The sequence below is a fragment of the Streptomyces sp. NPDC093018 genome (assembly GCF_040684035.1).
GTDB classification, from domain to species: Bacteria; Actinomycetota; Actinomycetes; order Streptomycetales; family Streptomycetaceae; genus Streptomyces; species Streptomyces murinus.
Genome location: NZ_JBFBFF010000002.1, coordinates 400932 through 417792, shown reverse-complemented (window position 1 = coordinate 417792; position 16861 = coordinate 400932). Strand labels below are relative to the sequence as shown.

Here is a 16861-nt window from a genome sequence, read left to right as displayed (position 1 = left end):
GCCGGGTCGCCCCCGCCACCGGCCCTGGTCACGCGTCGGGTCGTACCCCCGCATCAACCGATCGGCTGATGCGCCTTCGAGCGGGCCGGCCGATGTGCCGGACCCCGCCCGAACGGGATTCTCGACGCATGCCATCCGTCATCGAAGTCACCGATCTGCGCAAGTCGTACGGCGGCCGGCCCGTCGTGGACGGCGTCTCCTTCGCCGTCGAGGAGGGCGAGATCTTCGGGATCCTCGGCCCGAACGGCGCCGGAAAGACCACCACCGTCGAGTGCGTCGAGGGCCTGCGGGTCCCCGACGGCGGCCGGATCCGGGTCGCCGGGCTCGATCCGGTCGCCGACCACGCGAAGGTCGCCCAGCTCCTCGGCGCCCAGCTGCAGCAGAGCGAGATCCAGGCCAAGTTGACCGTACGGGAGGCGCTGGAGCTGTACGCCGCGTGCTATCCGCGGCCCGCCGACTGGCGGCCGCTGGCCGAACGCCTCGGTCTCACCGACAAGCTCGGCACCCGGTTCGGGAAGCTGTCCGGCGGCCAGCAGCAGCGGCTGTTCATCGCGCTGGCGCTGATCGGCGGTCCCCGGATCGTGGTCCTAGACGAGCTGACCACCGGGCTGGACCCGCGGGCCCGCCGGGACACCTGGCAGCTGATCGAGGACGTCCGCGCGAGCGGGGTCACCGTGCTGCTCGTCACCCACTTCATGGAGGAGGCGCAGCGGCTGTGCGACCGGATCGCGGTGATCGACAAGGGGCGGGTGGCCGCCCTGGACACCCCGGCCGGGCTGATCCACCGCTCGGCGGGCGCCACCGTCATCAGCTTCACCCCGTCGGCGCCGCTGGACGAGCGTGAGCTGGCCGCGCTCCCCGCGCTCGCCTCGGTCGAGCACCAGAACGGCCGGCTCACCCTGTCCGGCACCGACGAGACCGTCGACGCGGTCCTCACCCTGCTCGCCCGGCACCGCGTCACCGCCCATCAGCTCCGTGTCGTGGACGCCACCCTGGACGACGCGTTCCTCGATCTGACCAAGGAGGCCACGGCATGAACACCGCCGTCCTGCGTACCGAGTTCCGGCTGTTCCGGCGCGAACCGGCCGCCGTGTTCTGGATGTTCCTGTTCCCGACGCTGCTGCTGGGGATCCTCGGCTCGATCCCCGCGTTCCGTCAGGCCGACCCGTCGATGGGCGGGCTGCGGCCGATCGACGCCTATGTGCCGGTGGCGGTGCTGATCGCGCTGCTGATGTGCGGGGCCCAGTCGCTGCCGCAGGTCCTCACCGGTTACCGGGAGCGGGGCATCCTGCGCCGGATGTCGGCGACCCCGGTGCGGCCGGTCGCGCTGCTGAGCGCGCAGATGACGGTGCAGGGCGGGGTGGCGCTGGCCTCGGCGCTGCTCGCGCTGCTGGTCGGCCGGGTGGTGTTCGACGTACGACTGCCGAAGCAGCCGGGCGGCTATCTGCTGGCGCTGCTGCTCGCGGCGGCGGCCTCGCTCGCCCTCGGCTCCGTCCTGTCCGCGCTGTCGCGGACCACGAAGATCGCGGGGGCGATCGGATCGGCGGTGTTCTTCCCGATGATGTTCTGCGCGGGGGTGTGGCTGCCGGTGCAGAACATGCCGCACACGCTGGCCCGGGTGGTGGGCTTCACACCGTTCGGGGCGGCGGCCGAGGCCCTGAACCAGGCGGCCGCGGGCGACTGGCCCGGCTGGGAGCACCTGGGGGTGCTGGCGCTGTGGGCGGTGCTGCTCACGGCGGGCGCGGCCCGCTGGTTCCGCTGGGAGTGAGCCCGGCCGTGCCGGACACTGAGTGCATGACGCAGGCGACCGGACCGCAGCGCAGGGCCTCCTTCGACCGCTGGGGGCCCTACGCGCTGCTCGCCGTGGGCCTGGTGACGTCGGGGGCCTCGGCCCATGCGATCGGGATGTCGCGGGGCGAGACAGAGGCGGCCGGGGCGCTGGTGGCCGCCGCCCTGCTGCTCCAGCTGTCGTGGCGGCGGGTGACATCGGACACACCGGGGCCGACCCGGGTCACCGCGGTCCTCTACTTCGTGCGCTGGGCGCTGGCGTTCGCGCTGACCTGGCTGAACCCGTTCTTCGGGATCTACGCGGCCGTCGGCTACTACAGCTCCAGCCTGCATCTGGCGCGGCGGCTGATGCCGCTCGGGCTGCTCATGACCGCGGTGACCATGGCCGGCAGCGAGATCGGCGGGATGCCGCCGCACGGGCCGCTGATGTGGGTGATCTTCGCGGCGGTCTTCTGCACCAATGTCGGTCTGGTCGGTCTGTTCTTCCGGTTCGCCGATCAGGAGCAGCGGCGCATCGAGGACCAGGCGGACACCATCGACGAACTGGAGCGCACCAACGCGGCGTTGCAGCAGGCGCTGGACGAGAACGCGGCCCTGCACGCGCAGTTGCTGGTGCAGGCACGGGAGGCGGGGGTCGCCGACGAGCGGCGCAGGCTCGCCGCGGAGATCCACGACACGATCGCGCAGGGCCTGACCGGCATCATCGCCCAGCTCCAGGTGGTGTCCAACGCGCCGGACCTGGCCACCGCGCACACCCATCTGGAGCGCGCCTCCGCGCTCGCCCGGCACAGCCTCGGCGAGGCCCGCCGCTCCGTGCACAACCTCGCCCCCGTCGAACTGGCCTCCGCCGGGCTGCCGGAGGCGCTGCGGAAGCTGGTCGCCGACTGGGGCGAACGCACCGGCGCACGGGCCGAGTTCACCGTCACCGGCACCGCCGAGTCGCTGCACGAGGAGGTCTCGGCGACGCTGCTGCGGACCGCCCAGGAGGCGCTGTCCAACGCGGCCCGGCACGCCCGCGCGACCCGCCTCGGCGTCACGCTGACCTATCTGGGCGACGAGGTGATCCTGGACATCCGCGACGACGGCACCGGCTTCGACCCGGCCGCCGTCCCCGCCCGCAGCCACGCCGGAGGTTTCGGTCTGCCGGGGATGCGGGCGCGCGCCGAACGGATCGCGGGCAGCTTCGCCGTCGAGTCGGAACCGGGGCACGGCACCGCGGTGTCGGCTCGCGTACCGTTGGTGCGCGATGACCACTGAACCCCTCATCACGCTGCTGATCGTCGACGATCACCCGGTCGTCCGGGACGGTCTGCGCGGCATGTTCGAGTCCGCGTCCGGCTCCGCGCCCGGCTCCGCGTCCGGCTTCCGGGTGCTCGGCGAGGCCGCGAGCGGTCCCGAGGCGGTCGCGCGGGCGGCCGAGCTGGACCCCGATGTGATCCTGATGGACCTGCGCATGCCGGGCGGCTCCGGGGTCGCCGCCATCCGCGAGCTGAGCCGCCGCGGCGCCCGCGCCAAGGTCCTGGTCCTCACCACGTACGACACCGACTCCGACACCCTGCCCGCGATCGAGGCGGGCGCCACCGGCTACCTCCTCAAGGACGCCCCGCGCGACGAGTTGTTCACCGCCGTCCGCGCCGCCGCCGAGGGCCATACCGTCCTCTCCCCCGCCGTCGCCTCCCGCCTCGTGCAGGCCGTGCGCACCCCCGCTCCCGGCAACGAGCCGCTCTCCGCCCGTGAACGCGAGGTCCTCGCCCTGGTCGCCAGGGGCACCTCCAACCGGGAGATCGCCCGCGAGCTGTTCATCAGCGAGGCCACGGTCAAGACCCACCTCACCCACCTGTACACCAAGTTGGGCGCCAAGGACCGCGCGGCCGCGGTGGCGGCGGCGTACGACCGGGGAATCCTGGGCTGAGCCCACGCCCACGGCCCCGCCCGCACCCGCACCCTCGCCCGCATCCGCCCGGCCGTTAATGGATGGATCCGTGCCGGGGGGTGTCGATAGCGTCGGACGTTTCCGGTGGCGGCACGGTGGGTGGGGGCTCGATGGTCGACGCGTACGAGGATCCGGGGACTCCGCAGACGCGTGGCGGCTGGTGGTACCTGTGGTGGGCGGTGGCCCGGCAGGGGGCGCGGCCGTGGGCGGCGGGCGGCCTGGGGACGGTGTGGATGGTGCTGCTGGCGGTGCAGCCGTACATGATGCAGCGGGCCGTGGACGAGGGGCTGCTGCCGGGGCGTACCGGGGTGCTGGCCGCGTGGACCGCGGCGATGTTCCTGGTGGGGGCGGTGACCGCCTGGCTGAGCATTCTGCGGCACCGGACGATGACCCGGCTGCGCATGGACGCGAGTTTCCGGACCAGCAAGCTGGTCGTGGAGCACGCGGTGCGGCTCGGGGCGGCGCTGTCGCGGCGGGCCGGGGCGGGCGAGGTGGTGACGGTCGGGGTCGGCGATGTGAACGCCATCTCGGACTCGCTCTCCATGGTCGGACCTGGCGTCGCCTCGATCGTGCTGTACGGGATGGTCGCCGGGCTGCTCGTCAGCGTCTCCGCGCCGCTCGCCCTGGTCGTGCTGCTCGGCCTGCCCGCCCTCGCCGTGGTCACCGGTCCCCTCAGCCGACGGCTCCAGGGCGTCGAGAGCGAGTACCGGGAGCGGCAGGGCGTGCTCACCGCGCGCATCGGCGATCTCGCGGGCGGACTGCGGGTGCTGGGCGGCCTCGGCGGGAAGTCCCTGATCGCGGACGCGTTCCGCGCGGACTCGCGGCGGCTGCGCGAACAGGGGTACCGGGTGGCCTCGGTGGCCAGCTGGGTGCAGGCGCTCGCCGTGGGCCTGCCCACCCTGTTCCTCGCCGTCGTCACCTGGATCGCGGCCCGCATGGCCGCCCAAGGGAGCCTGAGCATCGGCCAGTTGGTCGCCGTGTACGGGTATGTCGCGGTCCTGGTCGGCCCCGTCGCCTTCTTCGTGGAGATGGTCTACGACCTCAACCGGGGCGTCGTCGCCGCGCGTCGGGTCGTACGGCTGCTCCGCCTGGAGCCGGAGCCGGACGAGGGCACCCTGCCCGCGCCCGAGCGGCCCGCCGAGCTGTGCGACCCCGTCTCCGGGACCCGGGTGGCGCCGGGCCTGCTGACCGCGCTGGCCGCCGCCCGGCCCGCCGACGCCACCGCCGTGATCGACCGCCTCGGCCGGTACGGGCCGACCGACGCCACCTGGGGGGACGTTCGCGTGGACGCCGTACCGCTCGCGGACGTACGGCGACGGATCCTCGTCGCGGACAACGAGGCCGATCTGTTCGCCGGGCCGCTGCGGGAGGCCGTGGCCGCGGGGCGGCCCGCCGGTGCGGACGCCATGCGGCGGGCGGTGTACGCGGCCGCCGCCGAGGATGTCGTCGACGGGCTGCCGGACGGCCTGGACACGGCGGTCTCCGGGCAGGGCCGCAGCCTGTCCGGCGGGCAGCGGCAGCGGCTGCGGCTGGTGCGCGCCCTGCTGGCCGACCCCGAGGTGCTGCTCGCCGTGGAGCCGACCTCCGCGCTGGACGCGCACACCGAGGCGACGGTGGCCCGGCGGCTGCGGGCGGCCCGGGACGGCCGTACGACGCTTGTGGCCAGCACCTCCCCGCTCGTCCTGGACCACGCGGACACCGTGGTGTTCCTGGCCGAGGGAAAGGTCGCCGCGACCGGGCCGCACCACCGGCTGCTGGCCGAACAGCCCGCCTACCGGGCGCTGGTGGCCCGGGACGCGGAGGACACCGACGCCGAGGACATCCACACCGAGGACATCGGCGCGGAGGACATCGACACGGAAGGGGCCGCTTCATGAGCGCCGCCGAGACGCTGCTGCCCGTCGCGGACCGCGCGGGCGTACGCCGGGCCGTGCTGCGCCTGGTGCGGGCCGACCGGCGGGGGTTCACCGGCACCCTGCTGCTGAACGTGCTCGCCGCGGCGGCCGGGCTCACCGGGCCCTGGCTGGTCGGCCGGATCGTCGACGAGGTGCGGGCCGGCCACGGGACCGGCCCGGTGGACCGGCTGGCCCTGTGGATCCTGGTGTGCTCGCTGGCCCAGCTGCTGCTGGCCCGCTGGGCACGCCGGGCGGGCAACCGGTTCGGCGAACGGACCCTCGCCCGGGTGCGCGAGGAGTACGTGGACCGCGTGCTCGCGCTGCCCTCCTCGATGGTGGAGCGGGCCGGGACCGGCGATCTGACCGCGCGCGGCACCGCGGACGTGGCGACCGTGGGCTCGACCCTGCGGGACGCCGGTCCGGAACTGCTCATCAGCGGGGTGCAGGCCCTGTTCGTGCTGGGCGCGGTGTTCGCGCTCGATCCGCTGCTCGGCGGGATCGCGCTGCTTACGCTGACCCCGATCTGGCTGGCGCTGCGCTGGTATCTGCGGCGCGCCCGGGACGCCTATCTCGCCCAGGGCGCGGCGGGCTCCGCCGTCGCGGAGATCGTCGCGGCGACGGCCGAGGGCGCCCGCACCGTCGAGGCGTTCGGGCTCGCCGAGCGGCGGATCGCCGCGAGCCGGGACAGCCTGGAGCATTCCCGCCGTACCCGCTTCCACACCCTGTTCCTGCGCTCGGTGTTCTTCCCGGTCATCGAGACGACGTACGCCGTCCCGGCGGCCGCCGCGCTGCTGCTCGGCGGCTGGCTGCACGCGCGCGGCGAGGTCGGGGTGGGCGCGGTGGTGGCGGCGGCGCTGTATCTGCGGCAGTTCGTGGATCCGCTGGACCAGATCCTGATGCGGGTGGAGCAACTCCAGAGCAGCGGCGCCTCGTTCGCCCGGGTGGAGGGGCTGGCCCGGTCGCAGGACACCGGCCCGGCGGACGGCCGTACGACCACCGGTGTCACCCCCGCTCCCGACGCCCGTATCGAAGTCCGCGCTCTGCACTACGCCTACGACCACGGCGCCGAGGTCCTGCACGGCGTCGACCTCGCCGTCCGGCCCGGTGAACGCCTCGCCCTGGTGGGGCCGTCCGGCGCCGGCAAGACCACCCTGAGCAGGCTCCTCGCGGGCATCGACCGCCCCGGCACCGGCTCGGTGACCGTCGGCGGGGTGCCCGTCGCGGACCTGGCGCCCGAGGTGCTGCGCCGCCAGGTCGTCCTCGTCACCCAGGAGCACCACGTCTTCCTCGGCACCCTGCGCGACAACCTGCGCATCGCCGAACCAGCCGCCACCGACGCCGAGTTGTGGGCCGCGCTCACCGCCGTCGGCGCCGCTGCCTGGGTGCGTGAGCTGCCCGACGGCCTCGGCACCCGGCTGGGCACCGGCGGCCGGCCGACCGACGGCTCCCGGGCCCAGCAACTCGCCCTGGCCCGCGTCGTACTGGCCGATCCGCACACCCTGATCCTGGACGAGGCGACCGCCCTCCTCGACCCGACGACCGCCCGCCACACCGAACGCGCCCTCGCCGCCGTGCTGCGCGGCCGCACCGTCATCGCCGTGGCGCACCGGCTGCACACCGCCCATGACGCGGACCGCGTCGCGGTGATGGAACACGGCCGGCTGACCGAACTGGGCACCCACGACGAGCTGGTGGCAGCCGGCGGCACCTACGCGGCGCTGTGGCGGACCTGGCACGGGGACGCCGTACAGCCGTGACCGATATCAAGCCACGCACGGCACACCCTCCAGGGACGAACGGAATATGGCGTTCCTGTGAATCGCTTCCCAAACCCCATAAAACTCAAGGCAGTTGAGTGTCACAGTCCGCTCAGCCGCCACTTGTTCACACCACTGCAACATTTCCCCGGCCATCGCTTTCCAGCCAACATCACTTCAGGGTCCTGACATGTACGCGCCCTGGGTGTCACTCTCTCTCCACGCCGCAAGCAGCACAGCAGCTTCACAGCGAAATACCCGGTCAGTAACCCCACGCTGGCCGGCCTCCCCCACGAAGGAGCTTGCGTGAGCCCCCTCTACGCGCGTCACCAGCGCACCACCCTGGCCATCGCCACCGCCGTCGCCGCCGGAGCGCTCATCTCCGCCGGTCTGGCCACCAGCGCCTCGGCCGCCCAGACCCCGGCCGCCGCCAAGCCGCTGGCCGCGGCGCCCACCGCGCTGTCCGCCGCCGCCCACACCTCGCTGATCAAGCAGGCGCAGGCGGACGCCCCGGAGACCGCGCAGCAGATAGGCCTGGGCGCCAAGGAGAAGCTGGTCGTCAAGGACGTCGTCAAGGACGTCGACGGCACGGTCCACACCCGCTACGAGCGCACCTACGCGGGCCTGCCGGTCCTCGGTGGCGACCTGGTCGTGCACACCGCGAAGTCCGGCAAGACCGAGGGCGTCACCAAGGCGAACAAGGCCACCATCAAGGTCGCCTCGCTCACGCCGAAGCTCACCCCGGCCAAGGCCGAGAAGCAGGCCGTGTCCGCCGCCAAGACCCTCGGCTCCGCCAAGTCCACCGCGGACGGCGCCCGCAAGGTGATCTGGGCCGGCTCCGGCTCCCCCGTCCTCGCCTACGAGACGGTCGTCGGCGGCCTCCAGGACGACGGCACCCCGAACCAGCTGCACGTCATCACCGACGCGGCCACGGGCAAGAAGCTCTTCGAGTACCAGGGCATCGAGAACGCGACCGGTACCGGCAAGACCCTGTACTCGGGCTCGGTCAGCCTGACCACCACCCAGTCGGGTTCGACGTACCAGCTCACCGACGCCGGCCGCGGCGGCCACAGCACCTACAACCTGGCGCACAAGACGTCGGGCAAGGGCACGCTGTTCACCGACGCGGACAACGTCTGGGGCACCGGCGCGGCCTCCAGCTCCACCACGGACCAGACGGCCGCCGCGGACGCCGCCTACGGCGCTCAGGAGACCTGGGACTTCTACAAGAGCACGTTCGGGCGCAGCGGCATCAAGAACAACGGTGTCGGCGCGTACTCCCGCGTGCACTACGGCAGCCAGTACGTGAACGCGTTCTGGGACGACAGCTGCTTCTGCATGACGTACGGCGACGGCGAGGGCAACAACCACCCGCTGACCGCGCTGGACGTGGCCGGCCACGAGATGAGCCACGGTGTCACCTCCAACACCGCGGGCCTCAACTACAGCGGCGAGTCCGGCGGTCTGAACGAGGCCACCTCGGACATCTTCGGCACCGGTGTGGAGTTCTTCGCGAACAACGCGTCCGACAAGGGCGACTACCTCATCGGCGAGAAGATCGACATCAACGGCGACGGCACCCCGCTGCGCTACATGGACAAGCCCAGCAAGGACGGCGGCTCGGCGGACTACTGGTCCTCCTCCGTCGGCAACCTGGACGTGCACTACTCGTCCGGTGTCGCCAACCACTTCTTCTACCTGCTGTCCGAGGGCAGCGGCGCGAAGACGATCAACGGGGTGTCGTACAACTCCCCGACGTCCAACGGCTCCACGGTCACCGGCATCGGCCGGGACAAGGCGCTCCAGATCTGGTACAAGGCGCTGACGACGTACTTCACGTCGACCACCAACTACAAGTCGGCGCGTACGGGCACGCTGTCCGCGGCGTCCGCCCTGTACGGCTCCTCCAGCGCCGAGTACAAGGCGGTGGCGGCGGCCTGGTCGGCGGTCAACGTCAGCTGACCCCCGCACGGCGGTGACGAGGGCAGGGTTGTGAAGAGGGCGGCACCCGGAGCGGATCTCCTGCGGGTGCCGCCCTACCCTTGTGCCCCATGTCCTCGGCACCCTTCACGTACGAACCGGTCGGAGCGACCCGCGACGACCTGACCTTCTGCCCGCCCGGGTTCCGCCCGCTGCTGGTGCGCACGCGTCTCGGCGAGGGCCACAAGGTCTTCAGCCGGGCCGCCGAGGCGGTCCTCACCTGGGAGATGCACCGCGCGCTCGGCGTGGGCATAGAGGCCACCGCCGACCGCGCCGCCCCCGGCGTGGACGTCACGGTCACGCTGGCCGGCATGGTCAAGGCGCCCTGCCGGATCATATGGACCGCCGAGGAACCCCGCCGCGCGGGCTGGGCCTACGGCACCCTGGAGAGCCACCCCGAATGCGGCGAGGAAGCCTTCCTGATAGACCGCACCGGTGACGGCACGGTCTGGCTCACCGTCGCCGCCTTCAGCAGACCGGCCAAGTGGTACGCCAGGGCGGGCGGCCCGGCCACCCGCGGACTCCAGCACGCGTACGCACGGCGCTGCGGGACCGTGCTGAAGAAGATGTGCGCCGCGTACGACACGGCCTGAACCGGCACCGGGCCGCCCGGCGCCGGTCTCCGGTACCGCCCCGCATCCCCCCTCGGCTACCGCAGCAGCACCCCCGCCCCCTCCCCCGCGTCCTCCGCGGGCAGCGCCACCACGCCCACCTCCGCCGCCGAGGCGAGCAGGCGGTGGGCGGGCAGGATGCGGACCGTGCAGCCGTAGGGACCGGTGCGGTCCAGGGAGAGCTGGCCCTCGTAGAGGCGGTGGCCCTCCAGATCGGGGGTGCCGGCCGGTTTCAGCGGGACGACCACGGCGTCGGTGATGCGGTCCTGCGCGTCCACCCGCCCGGAGACCGCCTGGACCTCGACGTCGTCGGGGGTCAGCGCGCCGAGCCCGACCCGCACCCGAAGCCCGATCGTCGTCCCCAGCTCCGCCGTGGCCGTCGTCTCGGTGGTCTCCACATGGTCGACGCTCACCGCGTGCCAGGCGTCCCGCACCCGCGCCTTCCACCCGGCCAGCTCCCCCGCGGTGTCCGGGGTCAGCGCGCGGTGGGAGCGGGCGGCCGGGGCGTAGAGCCGCTCGACGTACTCGCGGACCATGCGCCCCGCCAGCACCTTGGGGCCGAGCAGGGTGAGGGTCTGGCGGACCATCTGGATCCAGCGGTCGGGCAGCCCGCCCCGGCCGCGCTCGTAGAAGCGCGGGGCGATCCGCTGCTCCAGCAGGTCGTACAGGGCGGCCGCCTCGATGTCGTCGCGCCGCTCCACGTCAAGGCCGGTGCCGTCCGCGGTCGGGATGGCCCAGCCGAAGTCCGGCCGGAACCACTCGTCCCACCAGCCGTCCCGCACCGAGAGGTTGAGGCAGCCGTTCAGCGCCGCCTTCATCCCGGAGGTGCCGCACGCCTCCAGCGGGCGCAGCGGATTGTTCAGCCAGATGTCGCAGCCGGGGTAGAGCCGCTGCGCCATCGCCATGCCGTAGTCGGGCAGGAAGACGATCCGGTGCCGCACCCGGGCGTCGTCCGCGAACCTGACCAGCTCCTGCACCAGCCGCTTGCCGCTGTCGTCGGCCGGATGCGCCTTGCCCGCCACCACGATCTGCACCGGCCGCTCGGGATGCAGCAGCAGCTCCCGCAGCCGGTCCCGGTCGCGGAGCATCAGCGTCAGCCGCTTGTACGACGGCACCCGCCGGGCGAACCCGATGGTCAGGACGTCCGGGTCGAGCACCCCGTCGATCCAGCCCAACTCGGCGCCGCCCGCCCCGCGTTGCCGCCAGGACGCGCCGAGCCGCTCGCGCACCTCCAGCACCAGCTGCTCGCGCAGGGTGCGGCGCAGCTCCCAGATCTCCTGGTCCGGGATGTCCGCGACCGAGTCCCAGCGCTCGGAGCCGCCGACGGCGAGCGCGTCCTCGGCCCGCTGGGTGCCGATCTTCCGGGCGCCGAGCCGCAGTACCTCGGGGGCCACCCAGGTGGGGGCGTGCACCCCGTTGGTCACGGAGGTGATCGGCACCTCCTCGGTGTCGAATCCCGGCCACAGTCCGGCGAACATCTCCCGGCTGACCTGTCCGTGCAGCAGCGAGACCCCGTTGGCGCGCTGGGCCAGTCTGAGTCCCATCACGGCCATGTTGAACAGGTTCGGCTCGCCGCCCGGGTACGTCTCCATGCCGAGCGCGAGGATCCGGGGCGTCTCGATGCCGGGCAGCTCGGCGTCCGGGCCGAAGTGCCGGGCGATCAGGTCCCGTTCGAAGCGGTCGATGCCGGCCGGTACCGGGGTGTGGGTGGTGAACACCGTGCCGCCGCGCACCGATTCGAGCGCGGCGTCGAAGTCCAGCCCCCGCGCGCACAGTTCGGCGATCCGCTCCAGCCCGAGGAAGCCCGCGTGGCCCTCGTTGGTGTGGAACACCTCCGGCTCCGGGTGCCCGGTGATTCGGCCGTAGGCGCGCACCGCCCGGACGCCTCCCATGCCGAGCAGCATTTCCTGGAGCAGCCGGTGCTCGCTGCCGCCGCCGTAGAGCCGGTCGGTGACGGAGCGGGCGCCGAGGTCGTTCTCCTCCACGTCCGAGTCGAGCAGCAGCAGCGGCACCCGGCCGACCTGCGCCAGCCAGATCCGGGCGTGCAGGGCGCGTCCGCCGGGCAGCGCGAGCGAGACGCGCGCGGGCGTTCCGTCGGTCTCCGCCAACTGGGTGAGGGGCAGCTCGTTGGGGTCGAGCACCGGGTAGTGCTCCTGCTGCCAGCCGTCGCGGGAGAGGGTCTGCCGGAAGTACCCGTGCCGGTACAGCAGACCGACGCCGACGAGGGGCACGCCGAGGTCGCTGGCCGCCTTCAGATGGTCGCCCGCGAGGATGCCGAGACCCCCGGAGTACTGCGGCAGGGCGGCCGTGATGCCGAACTCGGGGGAGAAATAAGCCACGGCGCGGGGCAGTCCCTCGGGCTGCGCCTGATACCAGCGGTCACCGCTGAGATAGTCGTCCAGATCGTCCGCGACCGCGTTCAGGCGGCGCCGGAACCGCCGGTCCCCGGAGAGTTCGGCGAGTCGCGCGGGCCGCACCCGGCCCAGCAGCCGCACCGGGTCGCACCCGGCGGCGACCCATGCCTCCGGGTCCACGGACTGGAAGAGATCGCGCGTCTCCGCATGCCATGACCAGCGCAGATTGTGCGCCAGCTCGCTCAGCGGCCGGAGGGGTTCGGGGAGAACGGGACGGACGGTGAACCGACGGATCGCCTTCACATGCCACCTCGGCGGGCGCGTTACGGGGTGAGACGCACGGCGGCGTACGTCTCGTCGTCCCTTTCGACGGTAGTGGTTACCGGAGCGTCGGTGGGGACGTGCCTGCGGGGGTGTCGGGCGTGGGGAGACGGGCCCGGGGCACCCGTACAAGTGGGCCGGTCTGGTGGGTGGACATACGCGCGAGTAGTTAACAAAGTTCCGGATTGCCCACCCGAAAAGGGTGGGAAGGCTCCACCGGTACCCACCCCACAGGCAGTACCCGGCACCGCCCGCAGGACCCACCTCCCCTGGTCATCCACGTTGACGCGGACAGGAGCGGTCATGCCCGCCACGCACCACTCGTCAGCCGTATCGCACACCCCGTCGGCCGCCGCGCGCGCCGGGTCGTCGTCCCCGCCGGGCGACGCCCCGCCCCCGGGCGGCGCGCCCGCGGCGGCGGCGCAGAAGCCGGCGGCCAGGAAACGCGCCAAGTCCCCCGCCGGGACACCGTCGGAGCAGGCCACCGCCGTCGGCCGTATCCCGGTCCTCGATGTACGCCCCGCGGTCCAGCACGGGCGCCGGCCCGCCAAGGCGGTGACCGGGGAGTCGTTCGAGATCTCGGCCACCGTGTTCCGCGAGGGGCACGACGCGGTGGCGGCCGATGTGGTGCTGCGCGATCCCCGGGGCCGCCGGGGCCCCCGGACGCCGATGCGGGAACTCGCCCCGGGCACCGACCGCTGGGGCGCCACCGTCACGGCGGGACCGCCCGGCCGCTGGACGTATACGGTCGAGGCGTGGGCCGATCCGCTCACCACCTGGCGGCACCACGCCGGGATCAAGATCCCGGCCGGTCTGGACACCGAACTGGTGCTGGAGGAGGGCGCGCGGCTGTACGAACGCGCCGCCGCCGGGGTCCCGAAGACCCACCGGCGCAAGATCCTGGACGCGGCGGCCGCCCTGCGCGACGAGGACCGCCCGGCCGCCTGGCGGCTCGCGGAGGCGCTACGGCCCCCCGTGCGGGAGGTCCTGGACCGTTACCCGCTGCGGGAGTTGGTGACCGCCTCCGATCCGCTGCCGCTGCTCGTGGAGCGGGAGCGCGCCCTGTACGGCTCCTGGTACGAGTTCTTCCCGCGCAGCGAGGGGACGGCCGAGAGGCCGCACGGCACGTTCCGGACGGCGGCCCGGCGGCTGAAGCCGATCGCGGAGATGGGCTTCGACGTCGTCTATCTGCCGCCGATCCACCCGATCGGCGCCACCTTCCGCAAGGGCCCGAACAACTCCCTCACCGCCGGTCCCGACGACGTCGGGGTGCCCTGGGCGATCGGCTCCCCCGAGGGCGGCCACGACGCCGTCCACCCGGATCTCGGCACCATCGAGGACTTCGACCACTTCGTGGGCGAGGCACGGAAGTTGGGCCTGGAGATCGCCCTGGACTTCGCCCTCCAGTGCTCCCCGGACCACCCCTGGGTGCAGAAGCATCCGGAGTGGTTCCATCACCGCCCGGACGGGACGATCGCCTACGCGGAGAACCCGCCGAAGAAGTACCAGGACATCTATCCGATCGCCTTCGACGCCGACATGGACGGGCTGATCGCGGAGACGGTCCGGGTGCTGCGGCACTGGATGGACCACGGGGTGCGGATCTTCCGCGTCGACAACCCGCACACCAAGCCGGTGGTGTTCTGGGAGCGGGTCATCGCCGAGATCAACCGCCGGGACCCCGATGTGATCTTCCTGGCGGAGGCGTTCACCCGCCCCGCCATGATGCAGGCCCTGGCGCAGATCGGCTTCCAGCAGTCGTACACCTACTTCACCTGGCGCAACACCAAGCAGGAACTCACCGACTACCTCGGCGAGTTGGCGGGCGAGACCGCGGCCTATATGCGGCCCAACTTCTTCCCCAACACCCCGGACATCCTGCACGCCTACCTCCAGTACGGCGGCCGTCCCGCCTTCGAGGTCCGTGCCGTGCTCGCCGCCACCCTCTCCCCCTCCTGGGGCGTCTACAGCGGCTATGAACTGTGCGAGAACACCCCGCTGCGCGAGGGCGGCGAGGAGTACCGCGACTCGGAGAAGTACCAACTGAGGCCCCGGGACTGGGAGTCGGCCGAGCGTGAGGGCCGTACGATCGCGCCGCTCCTCACCCGGCTCAACGCCGTCAGAAGGCGCAGCCCCGCCCTGCGGCAGCTGCGTGACCTGCACTTCCACCACGCCGACAAGGACGCGGTGATCGCCTACTCCAAGCGTGCGGGATCGAACACGGTTCTGGTCGTCGCCAACCTCGACCCCCACCACACCCAGGAGGCCACGGTCTCGTTGGACATGCCGCAACTCGGCCTGGAATGGCACGAGTCGGTGCCGGTCCGCGACGAGCTGACCGGCGAGACCTACCACTGGGGCAGGGCCAACTACGTGCGCCTCGAACCGGGCCGACGCCCCGCGCACGTCCTCACCGTCCTGCGACCGTCCAACCCGCAGATCGGAGGGTCACCCACCATATGATCGTCAATGAGCCCGTCCCGGACACCTTCGCGGACACTCCCGCCCGGGACCGGGACCCGGACTGGTTCAAGCGTGCCGTCTTCTACGAGGTCCTGGTCCGCTCCTTCCAGGACAGCAACGGCGACGGGATCGGCGACCTCAAGGGCCTGACCGCCAAGCTCGACTATCTCCAGTGGCTCGGCGTGGACTGCCTGTGGCTGCCGCCCTTCTTCAAGTCACCGCTTAGAGATGGCGGTTACGATGTCTCGGACTACACCGCGGTGCTCCCCGAGTTCGGTGACCTCGCCGACTTCGTGGAGTTCGTGGACGCCGCCCACCAGCGCGGCATGCGCGTGATCATCGACTTCGTCATGAACCACACCAGCGACCAGCACCCGTGGTTCCAGGAATCGCGCAAGGACCCCGACGGCCCCTACGGGGACTACTACGTCTGGGCCGACGACGACAAGCAGTACCAGGGCGCCCGCATCATCTTCGTGGATACCGAGGCGTCGAACTGGACTTACGACCCGGTACGCAAGCAGTACTACTGGCACCGCTTCTTCTCGCACCAGCCGGACCTCAACTACGAGAACCCGGCGGTGCAGGAGGAGATGATCTCTGCGCTGAAGTTCTGGCTGGACCTCGGCATCGACGGGTTCCGGCTGGACGCGGTGCCGTACCTGTACCAGCGCGAGGGCACCAACTGCGAGAACCTGCCCGCGACCCATCAGTTCCTCAAGCGGGTCCGCAAGGAGATCGACACCCAGTACCCGGACACCGTGCTGCTGGCCGAGGCCAACCAGTGGCCCGAGGACGTGGTCGACTATTTCGGGGACTTCCCGAGCGGCGGCGACGAGTGCCACATGGCGTTCCACTTCCCCGTCATGCCGCGGATCTTCATGGCGGTGCGGCGGGAATCGCGCCACCCGGTCTCGGAGATCCTCGCCAAGACGCCCGCGATTCCCTCGCGTTGCCAGTGGGGGATCTTCCTGCGCAACCACGACGAGCTGACCCTGGAGATGGTCACCGACGAGGAACGCGACTACATGTGGGCGGAGTACGCCAAGGACCCGCGGATGCGCGCCAACATCGGCATCCGCCGCCGTCTCGCGCCGCTGCTCGACAACGACCGCAACCAGATCGAGCTGTTCACCGCCCTGCTGCTGTCCCTGCCCGGCTCGCCGATCCTCTACTACGGCGACGAGATCGGCATGGGCGACAACATCTGGCTCGGCGACCGCGACGCCGTCCGCACCCCCATGCAGTGGACACCGGACCGCAACGCCGGGTTCTCCTCCAGCGATCCGGGGCGGCTCTTCCTGCCCACGATCATGGACCCGGTCTACGGCTACCAGGTCACCAATGTCGAGGCGTCGATGTCCTCGCCGTCCTCGCTGCTGCACTGGACCCGGCGCATGATCGAGATCCGCAAGCAGAATCCCGCCTTCGGACTCGGCTCGTACAACGAACTCCCTTCCTCCAACCCGGCGGTGCTCGCCTTCCTGCGCGAGTACGAGGACGACCTGGTGCTGTGCGTGCACAACTTCTCCCGCTTCGCCCAGCCCACCGAGCTGGACCTGAGCCGCTTCGGCGGCCGGCACCCGGTCGAGCTGTTCGGCGGGGTGCGCTTCCCCGCGGTGGGTGATCTGCCGTATCTGCTGACCCTGGCGGGACACGGCTTCTACTGGTTCCGGCTGCGCCGCGATCCGGCGTAATACCGCCACGCGGGGCGGCGGAGCGTTTTCGCCGCCCCGCCCCGGGCACCTGACAGTGACAC

Annotated in this window: 11 protein-coding genes; 10 read left to right on the top strand and 1 reads right to left on the bottom strand. The window is 72.1% G+C overall.

Going from position 1 to position 16861, the window contains the following annotated elements; all coding sequences use genetic code 11:
* Positions 1-128 precede the first annotated feature (128 nt).
* The 8 genes from AB0N90_RS05750 to AB0N90_RS05715 all read left to right on the top strand — a co-directional run bounded on the left by AB0N90_RS05750 (position 129) and on the right by AB0N90_RS05715 (position 9946).
* A complete protein-coding gene (locus tag AB0N90_RS05750) occupies positions 129-1037 on the top strand; it encodes an ABC transporter ATP-binding protein (RefSeq protein WP_365193225.1) in 909 nt (302 codons plus the stop codon).
* A complete protein-coding gene (locus AB0N90_RS05745) occupies positions 1034-1768 on the top strand; it encodes an ABC transporter permease (RefSeq protein ID WP_365193223.1) in 735 nt (244 codons plus the stop codon). Before AB0N90_RS05750 ends, AB0N90_RS05745 begins: the two co-directional genes overlap by 4 nt.
* A 26-nt stretch (positions 1769-1794) precedes the next feature.
* Positions 1795-3045: a sensor histidine kinase gene (locus AB0N90_RS05740; protein ID WP_365193221.1), complete on the top strand. Its 1251-nt coding sequence runs from the start codon at positions 1795-1797 to the stop codon at positions 3043-3045.
* Positions 3035-3700, top strand: coding sequence for a response regulator transcription factor (locus tag AB0N90_RS05735; protein ID WP_365193219.1), 666 nt, complete (start codon positions 3035-3037; stop codon positions 3698-3700). The genes AB0N90_RS05740 and AB0N90_RS05735 overlap by 11 nt, the downstream gene beginning before the upstream one ends.
* Positions 3701-3831: 131 nt before the next feature.
* A complete protein-coding gene (locus AB0N90_RS05730) occupies positions 3832-5598 on the top strand; it encodes an ABC transporter ATP-binding protein (protein ID WP_365193218.1) in 1767 nt (588 codons plus the stop codon).
* A complete protein-coding gene (locus AB0N90_RS05725) occupies positions 5595-7373 on the top strand; it encodes an ABC transporter ATP-binding protein (RefSeq protein WP_365193216.1) in 1779 nt (592 codons plus the stop codon). Before AB0N90_RS05730 ends, AB0N90_RS05725 begins: the two co-directional genes overlap by 4 nt.
* A 306-nt stretch (positions 7374-7679) precedes the next feature.
* Positions 7680-9335: a M4 family metallopeptidase gene (locus tag AB0N90_RS05720; protein ID WP_365193214.1), complete on the top strand. Its 1656-nt coding sequence runs from the start codon at positions 7680-7682 to the stop codon at positions 9333-9335.
* An 89-nt stretch (positions 9336-9424) separates the two neighbouring features.
* Entirely contained in the window at positions 9425-9946 is a 522-nt protein-coding gene (locus tag AB0N90_RS05715; RefSeq protein WP_361677481.1) for a DUF1990 domain-containing protein, read from the top strand.
* Positions 9947-10002: 56 nt separating this feature from the next.
* On the opposite strand, the gene glgP is transcribed toward AB0N90_RS05715, so the two are convergent.
* Positions 10003-12621 (bottom strand): alpha-glucan family phosphorylase, encoded by a 2619-nt coding sequence (glgP, locus tag AB0N90_RS05710; protein WP_365193213.1) that lies wholly within the window; start codon positions 12619-12621, stop codon positions 10003-10005.
* A gap of 321 nt (positions 12622-12942) precedes the next feature.
* On the opposite strand from glgP, the gene AB0N90_RS05705 reads away from it, so the two are divergent.
* Positions 12943-15102, top strand: coding sequence for a maltotransferase domain-containing protein (locus tag AB0N90_RS05705; protein ID WP_365193211.1), 2160 nt, complete (start codon positions 12943-12945; stop codon positions 15100-15102).
* The gene (treS, locus tag AB0N90_RS05700; protein WP_162134305.1) at positions 15099-16799 is read left to right on the top strand and encodes a maltose alpha-D-glucosyltransferase; all 1701 of its coding nucleotides are present in this window, start codon (positions 15099-15101) and stop codon (positions 16797-16799) included. The genes AB0N90_RS05705 and treS overlap by 4 nt, the downstream gene beginning before the upstream one ends.
* The last annotated feature ends 62 nt before the right edge of the window (positions 16800-16861 follow it).

Bases quoted from the DNA above. Each gene is read 5' to 3' on its own strand.
- AB0N90_RS05750 (WP_365193225.1), top strand. From the start codon at position 129: ATGCCATCCGTCATCGAAGTCACCGATCTGCGCAAGTCGTACGGCGGC.
- AB0N90_RS05745 (WP_365193223.1), top strand. From the start codon at position 1,034: ATGAACACCGCCGTCCTGCGTACCGAGTTCCGGCTGTTCCGGCGCGAA.
- AB0N90_RS05740 (WP_365193221.1), top strand. From the start codon at position 1,795: ATGACGCAGGCGACCGGACCGCAGCGCAGGGCCTCCTTCGACCGCTGG.
- AB0N90_RS05735 (WP_365193219.1), top strand. From the start codon at position 3,035: ATGACCACTGAACCCCTCATCACGCTGCTGATCGTCGACGATCACCCG.
- AB0N90_RS05730 (WP_365193218.1), top strand. From the start codon at position 3,832: ATGGTCGACGCGTACGAGGATCCGGGGACTCCGCAGACGCGTGGCGGC.
- AB0N90_RS05725 (WP_365193216.1), top strand. From the start codon at position 5,595: ATGAGCGCCGCCGAGACGCTGCTGCCCGTCGCGGACCGCGCGGGCGTA.
- AB0N90_RS05715 (WP_361677481.1), top strand. From the start codon at position 9,425: ATGTCCTCGGCACCCTTCACGTACGAACCGGTCGGAGCGACCCGCGAC.
- AB0N90_RS05705 (WP_365193211.1), top strand. From the start codon at position 12,943: ATGCCCGCCACGCACCACTCGTCAGCCGTATCGCACACCCCGTCGGCC.
- treS (WP_162134305.1), top strand. From the start codon at position 15,099: ATGATCGTCAATGAGCCCGTCCCGGACACCTTCGCGGACACTCCCGCC.